This is a genomic window from Pontibacter sp. CAU 1760, assembly GCF_054482735.1.
On sequence record NZ_JBTLRL010000001.1, the window covers coordinates 89,254 to 105,358 of the forward strand.

The window sequence follows — 16,105 nt, forward strand, 5'->3', positions numbered from 1 at the left end:
GCAGGCGGGCATCACGTTACGGCTCTCTTGTTTCTCCGGCAACTACTTTTTCTGCTTTCACTAGATTATTACCAGTTCATTCATGCTCAAGTACACCCACACGTTACCCATACTGCTTTGCACCGCCCTTTTTGTATTTGTAGGATGCCAGGAGAAGTCGGACCATGAGGAAAAGCATGCTGAAGCTCCTGCCATAGCATCGCCACCGCTTTTTACTTTATTGTCGCCAGACCAAACGGGCGTCAAATTCGCCAATAACCTGACGGAGGGCCTCAACACCAATGTGCTCATGTATGAGTACTTCTACAACGGGGGGGGAGTGGCAGTAGGTGATGTGAATGGCGATGGGCTACAGGATATTTACTTTACCGGGAACATGGTAGAAAACCGGCTGTATTTAAACAAAGGCAACCTGCAGTTTGAGGACGTGACGGAGCGTGCCGGTGTAGCAGGCCGCAAGAGCCCCTGGACAACCGGGGTGACAATGGCCGATGTGAACGGGGATGGCCTGCTGGACCTGTATGTTTGCTACTCGGGCAAGGTGCGGCCGGAAAACCGCCAGAACCAGCTTTTTATCAATGAAGGTGCCTCTGCGGACGGCATCCCTACGTTCTCGGAGCAGGCTGCCCGGTACGGCCTGGCGAGTGCCTCGAATAGCACACAGGCTGTTTTCTTTGACCTGGACCGTGACGGGGATTTGGATATGTTTCTGCTAAACCACAGCCCGGAGTCATTGCCATTGCTGGACGAGGTGACAACGGCTGAGATTCTCCGCACAGAAGACCCGCAACGGGGGGCAAGGCTTTTTAGAAACGACGAAGGCCACTTTCAGGACATCACAGCGGCCGCAGGTATTCAGTCATCCTCTCTCTCGTATGGCTTGGGGGCTGGGGTAGCTGATATAGATGGCGATGGCTGGCCCGATATTTATGTTTCCAACGACTATGACATTCCTGATTTCCTGTATCTCAATAACCGTGACGGCACATTCACTGACCAACTTAAAACAAGCCTGGGCCATACCTCGCACTTCTCGATGGGCAACGATTTGGCGGACATTAACAACGATGGCTTGCCGGACATTTTTACACTCGACATGCTGCCGGAGGACAACCGGAGGCAAAAACTGCTTTTCGCCCCGGACAACTATGAGAAGTTTGATCTTAGCCTAAAATCGGGTTTTCATTACCAGTATATGCGGAACATGCTGCAACTGAACAACGGCAACGGCACGTTCAGCGAAGCGGGCCAGTTAGCAGGCTTGTCCAACACTGACTGGAGCTGGGCCCCGCTCGTGGCCGACTACGACAATGATGGCTGGAAAGACCTGTTCATCACAAACGGCTATCAGCGGGATTATACCAACATGGATTTCATGAAGTACATGAGCAGCTTTGTGCAGCAACAGGGCAGTAATATGGGCCGGGCGCATGTACTGGAGCTAGTGAACAAAATGCCCTCCTCTAATGTAACCAACTATATCTACAAAAATAACGGGGGGCTCTCGTTCGAGAAAAAGGGGGCTGCCTGGGGTATAGATTCCCCTTCGAACAGCAATGGCGCCGCCTATGCCGACTTGGACAATGACGGTGACCTTGACTTGATTATCAACAATATCAATCAACCGGCTTTTATTTACCAGAACCAGGCCAATAAGCACCTGAGCCACCATTACCTGCAACTGAGGTTAGCTGGCGCGGGCAAAAACACGGCTGGCATAGGGGCTACTGCAACGCTCTATACCCAGGGCAAGCAACAATACCAGCAGCTCATGCTATCCAGGGGGTACCAGTCCAGTGTGTCGCCCATCCTGCACTTTGGGCTTGGTTCGGATGCTGCGGTAGACTCGCTGCGCATTGTGTGGCAGAGCGGCAAGCAGCAAATATTGCGCAACGTGCAGGCCAACCAGCAGTTGCTGGTTTCAGAAAAGGACGCGAACAAAATGTATATGCCTGCCAGGCCCGCTGCGCAGCTATTCGTTGAGGCGAAGCCACCGCTGGCCTACACACACCTGAACAACGGTATAAATGACTTTAAACGGCAGCCACTGTTAGTAAACCCCTTGTCTTTTGCAGGACCTTGCCTGTCAAAGGCCGACGTAAACGGGGATGGCCTGGAAGATGTGTTTGTGGGGGGAGCCGCAGGGCAGGCAGGCCAGCTTTACCTGCAAGGCCGCAAAGGTAATTTCATACCCCAAAACGTGCCAGCCTTTGAAGCTGACAAAATGAGCGATGACGTAGAGGCCCTGTTTGTGGACATCAACAACGACAAGGCCCCGGATTTATATGTCGTGAGTGGCGGGTATCACCATTACACGCCAAAGGACGCCTTGCTGCAGGACAGGGTATACCTGAACGACGGGAAAGGCAACTATACCAAGAGTGCAAAGGCATTGCCTGCCATGCATGTAAGTACCAGCTGTGTTCGGGCAGCCGACCTGAACGGGGACGGGTTTATGGATTTGTTTGTGGGTGGCCGTGTGGTGCCCGGCGCATACCCGGAAACGCCACAAAGCTACATACTGTTAAACAACGGCAAAGGGGCGTTTGAGGACAAGACGAAAGCGATAGCCCCGCAACTGCAGCGCATCGGTATGGTGACTGACGCCGTCTGGCACGACTTGGACGGTGATGAGCAGCCAGAGTTGGTTGTAGTAGGGGAATGGATGCCCATTATGGTTTTTGCCGCTGCCGGAGACAAACTGCAGGATGTAACCAGCACTTACTTCAGACAAAAATACAGGGGTTGGTGGAACAAGCTGCTGATAGACGATTTTAATCAGGATGGGAAGCCGGATCTGATCGTTGGGAATCTGGGGTTGAATGCCCAGATGAGAGCGTCCGAGCAAGAGCCTGTAGAGCTTCATTATAAAGATTTTGATGCAAATGGCTCTGTTGATCCTATCCTTACATTTTACATGCAGGGCAAAAGCTACCCTTACGTAACGCGCGACGAACTGCTGGATCAGATGAGCAGCATGCGTACGCGCTTCACCGATTACAAGAGCTATGCTGACGCGACACTGCAAGACATCTTCACGGAGGACGAACTAGACGGCGCAAAGCACCTGAAGGCAAACCACCTGCAAACCACCTATTTTGAAAGCAACGCGCACGGGAAACTGCAGCAAAAGCCCTTGCCGTTGGAGGTACAGTATGCGCCCGTGTATGCACTCGCCGCTTTAGACTATAACGGCGACGGCCACCAGGACCTGCTGCTGGGAGGGAACATGAACCAGGCAAGGCTACGCTTCGGGAAGTACGACGCGAATTACGGCATGCTGCTGCAAGGGAATGGCAAAGGAGGCTTTGAGTATGTGCCGCAGTCAAAGTCTGGGTTGAAGCTGCAGGGAGATGTACGGAGCATTATACAGGTGAACAACACCTGGCTGTTCGGGATGAATCAGCAGGGCCTGAAGGCGTATAAATTACGCCCATGAGAAAGGCGGCCGCCATTTAATTGAACACCGTTTTGCAGGTGCCACCAAAAGGTGGGTTGCGTGCTTGCAAGAAGGGCCGCACAATAGCAAGGAACTTTAACCGCTGCCTTGGCAGCCTTAACCACTTTTGCATATGAGAAGAAGCGAATTTATCAAGAGTAGTTTGCTGGGAACGCTAGCCCTGACCACTGGTGCCTCGGCCGTAGGGGCACCGTATGCCCCTGAGCCAAAAGCCGCAAAATCCTTTAACCTGAAGTATGCCCCGCACTTTGGCATGTTCAAATCATTGGCAGGGGATGACCTTATCAAGCAGCTCAATTTTATGCGGGAGCAGGGCTTTACGGCGCTGGAGGACAACGGCATGATGGGGAGGCCCGTAAGCGAGCAGGAAAAAATAGGGAAAGAACTGCAGCGCCTGGGAATGACAATGGGCGTTTTTGTGGTTGATAAAGGAGGCAATTCGCAAAACACGTTGGCGGCAGGCAAGCAGGCGCATGTCGATATTTTTTTAGACGGATGTAGGCGTGCGGTGGATGTAGCCAAGCGTGTAAACGCAAAGTGGGTGACAGTGGTGCCTGGCGATTTTGAGCGCAACCTGCCTGAGGGCATACAAACAGCCAACGTGATTGAGGCACTCCGCAGAGGCGCCGAAATACTGGAGCCGCACGGCATCACGATGGTGTTGGAGCCGCTCAGCGACTCGCCGAACCTGTTCCTGCGCACCTCCGATCAGACCTATTTAATTTGCAAAGCGGTAAACAGCCCCTCCTGCAAAATCCTGTATGACGCTTATCATATGCAAAAAAATGAGGGGCATCTGATCCGGAACATGGACCTGACCTGGGATGAAATCGCCTATATCCAGGTTGGGGACAACCCGGGCAGAAAAGAGCCCACTACAGGAGAGATAAACTACAAGAATATATTTAAGCATATTCATGAAAAAGGCTACCAGGGTATCGTGGGGATGGAGCACGGGGTAGCCGGCAAAGAAAAAGCAGGCGAGCAGGCGCTGATCAAGGCTTACCGTGAGGTAGATAGTTTTATGCAGATTTAGACCTGCCGCTGAAGTAGCATGGGCGAAGGTGCAGGCAGCTTCTGGAGTTAGTTGCCTGCACTCCGCTCAATTGGCATGAGTCGAAGGGAAAGGGGTAAACTTAAAGAAGCCAGATGTGGCAGTGTCTGCCACGGATCCGTCAGGGCGGTGGTAGATGAAATAGGCCTCGAGTGCTTTCCGCTTTTGCACGAACTGCAACGCTTCTGTCAGACCCATACCCATCAAGGCGTTGTCGTAGGCATCGGCAGTCATGGCATCTGCTGCCCAAACCGTTACACTGATCAGTTCATTCTCCAGCGGATAGCCCGTCTTGGGATTAATTAAGTGGGACACTTTACGCCCTCCGTGCTGGAAAAACTTGCGGTAGTTGCCGGAAGTGGTGACAGCACCTTCCGGCAGGCTCATCAAACGCTGAATCGGATAGGTATCCTCGGAAAGGGTGGTGGTGGCCGGGCCCTCTATGCCAATGGTCATCAGTTTGCCGTCGGGCTGTTTTCTGCCTTTTACCCGCACTTCGCCTCCCACCTCTACTAAGTAGTTGCGGATACCACGCTGTTCTAAAAGGTGAGCCAGCACATCGACTGTGTAGCCTTGAGCAATGCCGTTCACATCAATCCGGACACAGGGAGATGCTTTTGTCAGGAAAGCGCCACGCAGGGCTATCTTTTCATCTCCAACACAGGATAACAGTGCCTGCACCGTGGCAGAGTCAGGAAGTGCGGTAGTTGGAGAAGCGCTAAACCCCCATGCCTGCACAAGCGGCTGTACCGTGATATCGAAGGCTCCGTTTGTTTGCGCGGAAACCTGTTTGGCCCTCCGCACGACCTGCTTTAGGTGCTTGTCCACACGTAGGCCTTTTTCGGATCTGTTAAACTGGCTGATGAGGGAATAGGGCTTGTAGAGCGAAAGGGAGCTGTCTAGCTGAGCGAGCACAAAATCGATCTCCGCCTTGGATACAAGGCTATCCGCGGCATAGTAGCTGACCTGATACGTAGTGCCCTGGGCAAAACCACGAATATGAAAGGGGGTTGCTGCCTGTTGCCTGTACAGAAAGGGGGTAAAAGCCAGAAGCAAGCAAAAGAGGGCGAACCGCATAAATCAGCGCTTTGAGAATGAAAGGGTGGTTTCCTGCTGCGAGTGCAGGTACAAACAAAAAAGGTTGCTTCCGGAGACTTTGAATTATTCTCCGGAAGCAACCCATGCAAGCCCCAGGGGGCTAAATTACTTTTGTTTTGCCCGGCATGGCAACCGGGTAAAAGCCATTCGACTCCGGAAGAATCTTCGGCAAGGTATCCCAGGTATAAGCATCAGGCATCAGGCTGATATCAGAGTTCAAGGCGTCTTCCCACTTCACTGTCTGGCCCGAATACGTGGCATACCGGCCTAAAAGGGAGGTCATGGTGCTTTTCGCCGCACGCTCCGCATCTGCAAACTTATACTTCCCGGCAGCTATGGCCTCAAACAGTTCGTTGTGTTCTGCCTGGTATGGGTTCGGGTCGTTTGCGCCATCGTGGTTGTAGAGCACATTGCCTTTGTGGTCCCATATCTTTCCATCGTTGTTAGCGGAGAGGTATACCTTCCCTTTGGTGCCCTGGAAGCTTTCATCCACCCGGTTTTGCGTACCCTCGAAGTGGCGGCACTGGCTCTGGATCACAGATCCGTCGGCATACACAAACTCAACAGTGTGGTTGTCATAGATCTCGCCATACTCTTTGCCGGTTCGCTGGAAGCGGCTTCCGGTACCCTGCGCTGTTACCGGGTAGCTGTTCTTAACCCAGTTAGCCACATCAATGTTGTGTACATGCTGCTCTGTGATGTGGTCGCCGCACAGCCAATTAAAGTAGTACCAGTTGCGCATCTGGTATTCCATTTCGGTTTGGCCAGCCTCTCTAGGGCGCACCCAAACGCCACCGCTGTTCCAGTAGACCTGCCCGGACACTACATCGCCAATGGCGCCGTCCTCTATGCGCTTGATCGTCTCGCGGTAGTTGTTCTGGTAGCGGCGCTGCAGGCCCACCACCACATTCAGCTTCTTCTTTTTCGCCTCTTCGGCAGCGGCGAGCACTCTCCGGATGCCCGGAGAATCTGTGGCTACGGGCTTTTCCATGAACACATGCTTGTTCTGCCGAACTGCCTCTTCGAAATGTATCGGTCTGAAACCAGGAGGAGTTGCCATTAACACGACATCAGCCTTGGCAATAGCTTGTTTATACCCATCAAACCCCACGAATTTTCGTTTGTCCGGCACATCTACTTTCTCCTTGCCAAACTTGGTCAGCAGGTTTTTATAGCTAGCGTCCAGGCGGTCCTGGAAAGCGTCGGCCATAGCCACGAGCCGTACATCGTGCTGCGTCTCAAGCGCCTGAAATGCGGCGCCGGTGCCTCTGCCACCACAGCCAATCAGGGCAATGTTGATGGTGCCTTTACCAGCAGCATAGGCTCCGGCGAGCGGCATTTGGCTGAGCATCGCGCCTCCGGCCAGAATAGCCGAAGTTTTTAGGAACTCGCGCCGTTTGTTTGCGTCATTTTCTTTCATGGGGGATGGGTTTATAAATGGTACATATCAATAGTCGGGGGTAGGTTGTTGATTGTAGTAAGCGTCGATGGCTGCTTGCGAGGGCGGTGTAACCGGGCGCACCAACCGGAGGCCAACGAAAGGAGCTTCCGGAAACCACCAGTTGCTCTTGGGGATCTGCGGGTCAATCCGTTTCCATTTAGGGTCCGACCCTTCGCGGTTAGCGGCACGCAAGGCTCCTGGCTCGTCTTTGAAAGAGCCCCCTCGAACCACATGAGGATATAATTTAGTAGGGGTGGCAAGCGGGTTCTCAGCTGTTTTGCCTTTCAGTTGCTGGTAATAATCCGGAATATACTGGTCCATAGTCCATTCCGCCACGTTGCCGTGCATATCATACAGGCCCCAGGCGTTTGGGTTTTTGCTGCCAACGGGGTGCGTTTTTGAGTTGCTGTTCGCTTTAAACCAGGCATGCTCCCCGAGTGATGAGGGGGAGTCCCCGAAACTGTAAGCTGTGGCAGTGCCCGCCCGACTGGCATACTCCCACTCCGCCTCTGTGGGCAAGCGATAAAAAACGCCGGTGCGGGCATACAGCCATTTACAGAACTGGATGGCGGCGTATTGGGTCATCCCTACGGCCGGGTGGTTCTCCTTGCCCATGCCAAAGGTCATGTCGAGGTATGGCTTGGTAGGGCGGGTAACGGCATCCACGGCAGCACTCACGTTGCCATTGCTTTGCGTGATCTCATAATCCTTGTATACAAAAGGCTCGAAAATATCCCAGGTAACCTCATGTTTGCCTATCCAGAAGGGGGAAACCGTTACCGTGTGTTGTGGGCCTTCGTCTGCTGCTCGCTGCTGTTCTGTATCGGGGCTGCCCATTTGGAAAGAACCGCCGGGTACGGCTACCATGTCAAAGGCCAGTTTTGTGCCGGGTATAGCCTGGGTGTAATTTTTCTCGTCAGCCTGCTGGCAGAAGCCGGCATGAGCGACAAGTACTAGCAGGGATATGCCAATCAGGCGGGGCAGGACATTCCGGGAAATATTCAAAAGGTGCATGTACGTTAGCATTTTATCCGGGCAAAAACTTAAGTTATCCAATCGCAACTGAAAGGCTTGCGTGAACCTAAGCCGTTGTACCACAAAGCGATAATTAAAAAAAGCGAATAGTGAAGTTTGTATAAATATTGGAAATTATTATAATATAAACAAGATGTTTCACCATTAATAAGTATGCTGTGGCATTCTTATGGCAAGCCGCAGGGAGTGGGTTTTAAACGCTTGATTTCTGCTGGGTATCATCGGACAGACTATCACCCAAGAGGCCCTGCGAAGCAGCTAGCAGGTATACACCCAAATAGCTGCCTCGCAGGGTATTTCAACCGCTAGCTATCAGTTCTCTTCCTTCAGCGTGGCCAGGAAACTCACCACGTCGCGTATTTCTTTTTTGCTGAGCAGGTGCTGCATATTCGGCATGCTGGAGGCGGCATTGATGCGCTTGGCGATGTCGTTGTGCTGCACCAGGGTGTCTGGCTGGCTACCTACCTTCAGCAAGATGCCGTTCTTTTGCTCTCCCTGCAAGATACCGCTTATGGTTTTGCCGTTCTTCAGCTCTACCGTCACGATGCCGTAGCCAGGCGCCAGGCGGGCGCTAGGTTCTACAAGGGCGGTGAGAAGTTGCGGGCGCGTGAGCCTTTTAGACACACCGTTCAGACGCGGGCCGGCATTACCGCCCATGTCGTCGTAGGAGTGGCAGCGGATACACTGGGCCGTTTGGTGGGTGAAGAAAATCCTTCTGCCCCTGTCGGCATCTCCCCCATGCAGGCTGCCTTCAAAAGAGGCGGCTCCTCCTGCTGCTGAGGTAAGGCTGGCATTTACCTTTTGGTAGCGCGAGGACAGCGTAGCCGAGTGGGTGCTGTCGATGGCGTCTGCCAGTTCGAGGTGTATCTCTGCTGGTAACTGGCCCTTCTCCATTTTGGTAAGCAGCGTCTCGAATACGGGCTGCGTTTGCGCTACAGGCAGGCTACCCAGGGTCAGGAGAGCGGCTTGCTTTTCTTCCGGCGTTCGTTTGTTGATCACGTCCGTGAGCAGCGAAACCATCAGGTCCTCGGGGATGTCGGTCTGCCGCAGCATGTCGAGCGCAGCTATGCGCACCACCTTGTCTTTGTCTGAGATAGCCTGCTCAATGGCCTGGCCTATCTGGGCATCCTGCTGCTGGGCTAGCGCCTTCAGGGCTGCCACCCGCACTTCCGGTTGCTTGTCGTTTTTCAGGCGGGCGAACAACTGAGGGGAGGCCTTTTTCACCTGGAGCTTACCTAGGGCTTTCACCGCACTCAGCCGCAGCGTGGCATCCCGGTGGTCCGACACCTGTAGCAGCGCATCGGCGGCCTTGTTGCCTGCCAATACAGGGTCTCTTGTAACAGGGCCTCTGTAGCGGCCATCCACACGGTCCAGCACCGACGGCTTGGGCCAGGTGCTCAGGGCATCCATGGCTTCGGCGCGCATGGCAGTCGGGGCGCTTTCCAGGGTAGCGTAGTTGATCAGGTTTTGCATGGCCTCCGGTGAGCCCACGCGCAGGTTAGCGCTGATGGCGCGGCGCAACAGGGGCTCTTGCTGGAAACGGGAATCCTGGAGCACATTGCCCAGGGCAGGCAGGGCATCTTTGATAGAGAGGTCGTCGTGAATGGCGCGCGCGGCCTCCGTAACAATAAACTCTTCCTTGTCCTTCAAAAATTTGGCGATACCCGGGTGCTCCATCCGGCGCAGGGTTACCACGGCGGCAAGGCGCACTGCCGCCGATGGGTGGTTGGCTAATGCAACAACGGGTGCGGACTGCCCGATACGGGCCAGCGCTAAGCTACCTGCATGCCGGATGTAGGCATCGGCATCGTTGTTGGCCTGCAGCAGCTGAATGATGGGCTGCACCGCTGGCTTATAAGCGATACGCCCCAGGGCTTCGGCGGCAAAAAAGCGGGCACGGCTGTTTTCGTCTTTCAGCACCGGCACCAGGGAAGCGCCTGCTTCCTTAAACCGGATGTCGCCGATCCATTTGGCTGCCTGCGCCCGGATCTCCGGGTCCTGGTCTTTTAGCAGGGGCAGCAGGGCCTTGGCATACTGCTTGTCCTGGCGGGCCAATTGGCTGATACCCCAGATGCCGTGCACACGGGCCAACTGATGGCCTTTTTGGTTGATGGCTTTCCTGAATTCCTCAGCGCCGGTTTTGCCTCTTTTTGCCAGCTCAAACTGGGCTTTCTGGCGCACGCGCATGTCGGGGTTTTTCAGGAGCTCGCCTAGGGCGGCCTCCTTGCGCTTGCTGAAATCTTCGGCCAGCAGCTGTTGCGTTTGTTTCCGCTCTGCCCAGTTCGCTCCGTCTTTGTCATCCAGTTTCCAGATGCGGCCATGGTCCTTGGTGCCCCAGCCGTCAATCCAGTCGGCCACGTACATGGCTCCGTCCGGTCCGAAGTCGATGCCGGTTGCCAGTACGCCACTCATGATCTTCTCGCTCTCGCCCAGCTCAAACGTAGCGCCCTTTGGCTTCAGCTTAAAGGCATGGATGCCCGACTTGGCGGGGTTGCCCACAAACTCAGCGATAAAGAAGGTGTTCTTATACTTCGGGCTCAGGGCTGTGCCGGGGTTATAAAGCATACCGGTCGGGCCGCTGACGTAGTTGGCAATGGCCGGGGTGATGTAGGCTGCCTGCCCCTCGTGCCGGGGTTTATACATCTTCTCGTCCATCCATACCTTGTAGGTGTTGTTTTCCGGGTCGCGGTACTTGCCGAACTGCCAGTTGGTGCGCCAGCCGGTGTCGGAGCCATTCACGATGTATACCAGTCGCTCATTCTCACCGGGGTGGTCACCGTCGTTGTCTTCGCTGATGATGTTGCCATACTCGTCGAACACAAACTCATGTGTGTTGCGCAGGCCGTGGGCGAAAATCTCAAAGTCGCTGCCATCAGGGTTAGACCGGGCAATCACGCCGCTGTTCGGGTGCTTCCACTCTTTGCCGTCCGGGCCTTTGCCACTGAAGCCTATATCACCGATGCCCCAGTAGATCTTGCCGTCCGGGCCCATCTCCAAGCCCGACATACCGTGCCCGCCGAAGCCCACGTGTATGCCATAGCCATGCGAAATAGATGTTTTCTCGTCGGCCACGCCGTCGCCGTTTTTGTCTTTGATGCGCCACAGGTCCGGGGCCACGCCTACAAACAGGTCATCCCCCTCTACCAGTATGGCTCCCGCCACATCTGTCACCTCGTCGTTAAAATCCTCTACTACCAACTGCGACAAATCCGCCACGCCATCGCCGTCGGTATCCTCCAGGCGGTATACATGTTCTTTTTCAACGGTCATGTCGCGCCAGTCGTGCGAGCCGTCTTTGTTCATGTCGGCCAGCCACTCGTTTTTGGCGCTGTTCTCCGGGGCGAGCACCTTGTGCAGGAATGCCCGCTTTTCCGCTATGTTTCGCAGCTGTATCGAGCCAATCTCCCAGTCCTGGTGCCCCCGGATGTCAAATTCCGAGTTCTTCTGCCGGTTGGTGCGGGTATAGTAGAGGCGTCCCTGGTTGTCGATGTCAATCGAGATGGGGTCGGCCACGAGCGAGTCTGAACCCCAGAGGCGGAGCGAAAGCCCCTCGCTGAGTTCGGGGGTAACTAAGCCCTCGATGGAGGTGGCCAGTTGTGCCGCCTGCGCGGGTTCTATCTGCTTGATGCGCCTGTCTACAGCTTCCTCCTGCTGGCTGCAGCCAGACCAGGAAAGGACCGCCAGGAGCAAGGCGCCACACAGTTGCTTCGGGTTTTTGATAAAGGGATTGACAACAGTTTTTTTCATGTGCAGTGTATCTCGGGAATATGATTAGTCTGTGCTGTATGTAGAAGCAAGTCGTTTTATGGGCTTGGGGCTATGCATAAATGGTTTTAGCAAAACCAGATACATTGGCTCCAGCGGGTATGGTTCAGTAATAAGCGTGATTGATACGTTTAAGATAAGCAATTAAAATTAATCAGCCAATAAATTGCTGATTATCAGCGAGCGGGTAGGGCTTTTTTAACGGTGGATATAGGAAGGTGGTGGCCGTTTGCCTGGCTTCAATATTATATAATCAGTACCTGTACGTCGCTGCCTTTGCTTGCGAGGCATAGAAGGGCAGGCCAACCTTATGGAAAAGCGGCTTTGTAGCATCCTCGTGTTTCCCGGCAACAGATCACAATCTTCCACTATGTGCGGTTAGATTCCCCGGAGTATAAAGGAGGGAGTATAAAGCAGAATATTGCCTTATTAAAAATGAAAAAGGCTGCCCAAGCGGGCAGCCTTTTAGTATGTTATATTTCTTGTATTTAGCGTTTCAGCACGGCTTTCAGGCTGCGCACCTGCAAGGCGGTAGAGAGGCGCACCAGGTATACACCCTGCGGCATGCCATTCCCGCGAAGCTCAAACTCATACAGCTTTTCTGCTTCTGCGGTTCCTGAGGCTAGCTTCCTCACCAAGGCACCTTTCATGTCATACACCTCCAGCATAAAGGGCTCCTCCTGCTTTAACCGGAAGGCAATGGTCGTTTTCTCGGCAAAGGCCGTTGGGTAGCTGTAGAAGCTGGTGCCGGAAAGCGCCGTGCTGCTGGCTGCTGCCAGTTTGTTGCTGGCCGAGCCTTTCATCGGGCTGTGCACCACAATGGAGCCGCCGCCAATTATAGTTTCTGCCAATGCATCGTCTGCGTCATCTCCCAGGTTGTTGTCATACACTACTGCATCATTGTTGTTCTTGTCCCAGATTCTGATTCGGAACTTGTCGACGTTTCCACCACCGTTCACCTGGCCATCGGTGGCCGCAAGGATAAACCCGTAGTTCCCGAAGCCGTTGATCGTGCCCTCACCTTTATAACGGGCCGTGGCACCTGAGATAACCAGCCATTCATAACTGCTGCTCTTAAAGTGCAGGTCGGCTGCCTTAAACTCAAAGTTCGTGTCGCCGGTTGGCACGGTGGCTCCTTTCTTGTACTTAGACACGAAGCCGAAGTTCGCTTTGCCAGCTTTGGAGGCATCAGACCTGTAGGCACCTGCCGGAGAGTCTATCCAGCCGCCGCCTGTTACAAAACCACCCTCCGGATCATACACCACCGTGTACTGGAAATTAGTAGTCGCGGTACTGCCGCAAGCGTCTGTTACGGTTAGCCCAACAGTGTAAACGCCGGTGGCACTGTAGGTATGGCTGCCACTAAGTCCTGTTCCATTGATCGTGCCAACAGAGTTGCTGCCATCACCCCAATTCCAGGAAGCGCTTTGCAGGTTGTTGTCGGTACAAGAGGCTGTAAACGACATGGCTGAGTTGATCTGCATCGGAGCGGCGTCAGTTGGTAAAATGTTGCTTAGAACCGGCGCATCATTGTTCACCGTCACCGTGAACGAGCCTGCGGATACGTTGCCGGCTGCGTCTGTTGCTGTTACGTTCACCGTGGTGGTGCCCACCGCAAAGGTAGCCCCTGAAGGGATATCCGTTTCCACGGTTACCCCGGCGCAGTTGTCCGTGGCTGTAGGCAGGTAGGTAACAATTGCACCACAGCTTCCGGCCTGGTTGCTTACTACAATATCGTCAGGCAGCGACAGCTCAGGGAACTCGTTGTCTGTCACGGTTACCTGTTGCGTGGCAGTGGCGGTGTACCCGGCGGCATCTGTTACGGTCCAGGTAACGGTGGTGGTGCCTATTGGGAAAACAGCGGGTGCATCGTTTTCAACAGTAGCACCGGCACAGTTGTCTCCGTAAGTTGCACTTCCCAGATCGCTAATTGTTGCCCCACAACTACCGGGATCTGTATGCTGAGATATGGCTGCTGGTGCACTGATGGTAGGTGGCGTGTTGTCTATTACCGTAACCGTGAAAGAGCGCTGTTCCGCCTCGTTGCCCGCGTCGTCTGTTGCCGTATAGGTTACGGTTGTCGTTCCTACTGGGAATGTTGCCCCAGGTTCGTAGTTAGAATCAACTGTAACTGTTCCGCAGTTATCGGTGGCGGTTAGAGCGGCCCAGGTAGCAGTAGCTGTACAGCCTGAAGCATCTGTTCCGGTATAAACGGTAATGTTAGTTGGTGCAGCAGAGAGTACAGGGGCTGAAGCATCAACAACAGTTACAGTCGCATTAGTGCTGTTACTAGCTCCTTTAGAATCGGTTACAGTTAACGTAACAGTTGTTTCACCTAAAGGATAAGGCCCCACCGGCACAACAGAAAAATCAAGCTCATCTCCATCCTCATCTGTTGAGCCATCATTAAAATCTCCTGCTGTGGCATTTCCTGCGCAATTATCATCTGCTGAGATAGTAATTGATTTGGCAATAGCAACTGGTGCCGAGTTGCAGTAAGAATTATTTACACTAACCATTATAGGTGCTGAAGTAGCGGAGCATGTATTCGTGTTTGTTACCCTCACAAAATAGTTGGCCGCTGTACCTACCGTGATAGACCGAGTTGTTTCGCCAGTGCTCCACAAATAAGCTGTACCCTCATTCGCTGTTAAAGTAACGGTGTTACTTGGGCACAGACTGGTTGGGCCAGAGGGAGTGATTGTAGCTGTAGGCGCACTGATAACACTAACAGTAGTTGTTGCTGTAGCAGAGCAGCCACCACCTGTGATGTTAGTAAGTCTGGCAGTATATACTCCCGCGTTTGCCGCTGTTACATTCGATATAACCGGATTCGCTGCATTTGACACAAACCCATTAGGACCTGTCCAGGATATGCCTGTTTGTTCTGCAATAAGAAAATCAAGTTGGTTAAGTAAGATCTGGTATTGGTTTTCAGGTGCCCCGGTACCGTCCCTATCTGCATGAAAGTCTTGGTCTGGGCCCTGTACAATAAATCGGCCGCCGCCAGTTGGGTGAATACCAGCAATTGCCATGTTTTCCCCGGCTGCACCTTTTATGTATACCTGCATCCAAGATGGCCAGTTGGTAACCTGAAGGTGATGGTTTATAAAACAACTATTTACCCCGTTTGCTATCAGTTCAGGGAATGGCGCCGGAGAAACCAGTTCGTAACTGCAGCCATAGCTTCCGTCATACTGATTACCAATAACTCCTGGGGCCAAATCTGTAATGTTTACCTGGTCCTCCCAGAAAACACTGCCACCTAATGCAAGGTAATTCTCTATAAGTGTCCATGGGGCGTTCAAATATGAAGAGGATGCCCACGTGAATAGAAGAACGTCATATTTATCACGCAGGGCGGAGGCTCCGCCTGCAGCAATGCTATTGAACATGGTTTCGGAAATACGCTCTATTTTACCGGCTCTGTCACCTGATGAGAACAGTTCATCAAACTCTCTATTACCACTATTACCACCAATTCCTGCCATTCGTACATAAGCAGACGATACCCCACCCACAGTTCCGGCAGCGCTTAATGTTAGCGTACCTCCTTCACAAACAGGTCCAGAGTTATTTATAGAAGTTATTGATGGCGTGATACATTGTGCTAAAGAACTATTGCGTGTTGCTATTAATCCCAAAACTAACAGCCAAAGCACTTGTAAAGATTTATAAGTATTTTTCATAGTTTTACTTTAAAAGTTATAATTGACTAAATATGAGCCATTGCGATTTCAGGTCATGGTATAATTCCTTTTCATTGCCAGACAAGGCTTCTTCATCTGAGTGGCTTAAGTAGTCATTTATTGCCCGCTTGTAGTCAGATATTTCTTCTGGGTATAATTTTATCCAGTTTTTCAATTGTGTGATATTTCTATCCCGATCATAAGCATATTTATCACCATAAATTGGTTTTCCTGTTCCATCATGCCTTAATATTGGAGGCAAGTGTGGAGCCGCAACTTTGACAGGATGATTTGATGGGAGAGGAGTAGACTGGCTCCAGCATATTGTTGAGATACCGAATATTATAAAAGTGGCGACTGCTATACTTTTATAAAAAAAGCATTGTTTGTTTATTTTCATTTTAATATTTATTAATGGTTTAACTATAAATAAGGCGATAGGATTAATAAGGTCTGAATAGCTAAGGGCAGCAACTATTCAATAAAATAGTAGGGCAACCCTCTCTGTATGATTGGACAAAGAGGTAACTATAATACAAGAATCGGCCGATATGTATGGAGTG

8 protein-coding genes are annotated in these 16,105 nt (G+C 52.6%); 2 read left to right on the forward strand and 6 right to left on the reverse strand.

From position 1 onward, the window contains the following. Window positions 1–82 precede the first annotated feature (82 nt). Both ACXYMU_RS00370 and ACXYMU_RS00375 read left to right on the forward strand, forming a co-directional pair. On the forward strand, window positions 83–3,439 hold the full coding sequence (locus tag ACXYMU_RS00370) for a VCBS repeat-containing protein (protein ID WP_458984361.1): 3,357 nt from the start codon (window positions 83–85) through the stop codon (window positions 3,437–3,439). 133 nt (window positions 3,440–3,572) lie between these two features. Beyond that, window positions 3,573–4,496 (forward strand): hydroxypyruvate isomerase family protein, encoded by a 924-nt coding sequence (locus ACXYMU_RS00375; RefSeq protein WP_458984362.1) that lies wholly within the window; start codon window positions 3,573–3,575, stop codon window positions 4,494–4,496. A gap of 66 nt (window positions 4,497–4,562) precedes the next feature. On the opposite strand, the gene ACXYMU_RS00380 is transcribed toward ACXYMU_RS00375, so the two are convergent. From ACXYMU_RS00380 to ACXYMU_RS00405, 6 genes are all read right to left on the reverse strand, one after another. Beyond that, window positions 4,563–5,591, reverse strand: coding sequence for an FAD:protein FMN transferase (locus ACXYMU_RS00380; protein ID WP_458984363.1), 1,029 nt, complete (start codon window positions 5,589–5,591; stop codon window positions 4,563–4,565). Window positions 5,592–5,712: 121 nt separating this feature from the next. Continuing rightward, window positions 5,713–7,032, reverse strand: coding sequence for a Gfo/Idh/MocA family protein (locus ACXYMU_RS00385; RefSeq protein WP_458984364.1), 1,320 nt, complete (start codon window positions 7,030–7,032; stop codon window positions 5,713–5,715). Window positions 7,033–7,059: 27 nt separating this feature from the next. Beyond that, window positions 7,060–8,067 (reverse strand): formylglycine-generating enzyme family protein, encoded by a 1,008-nt coding sequence (locus ACXYMU_RS00390; RefSeq protein WP_458984365.1) that lies wholly within the window; start codon window positions 8,065–8,067, stop codon window positions 7,060–7,062. Between the two features lie 333 nt (window positions 8,068–8,400). Then, window positions 8,401–11,835 (reverse strand): PVC-type heme-binding CxxCH protein, encoded by a 3,435-nt coding sequence (locus ACXYMU_RS00395; protein ID WP_458984366.1) that lies wholly within the window; start codon window positions 11,833–11,835, stop codon window positions 8,401–8,403. Window positions 11,836–12,341: 506 nt separating this feature from the next. Further along, the gene (locus ACXYMU_RS00400) at window positions 12,342–14,372 is read right to left on the reverse strand and encodes an HYR domain-containing protein (protein WP_458984367.1); all 2,031 of its coding nucleotides are present in this window, start codon (window positions 14,370–14,372) and stop codon (window positions 12,342–12,344) included. Window positions 14,373–15,558: 1,186 nt separating this feature from the next. Then, complete coding sequence (locus ACXYMU_RS00405) at window positions 15,559–15,942, reverse strand: hypothetical protein (protein ID WP_458984368.1); 384 nt, start codon at window positions 15,940–15,942, stop codon at window positions 15,559–15,561. Window positions 15,943–16,105 lie beyond the last annotated feature (163 nt).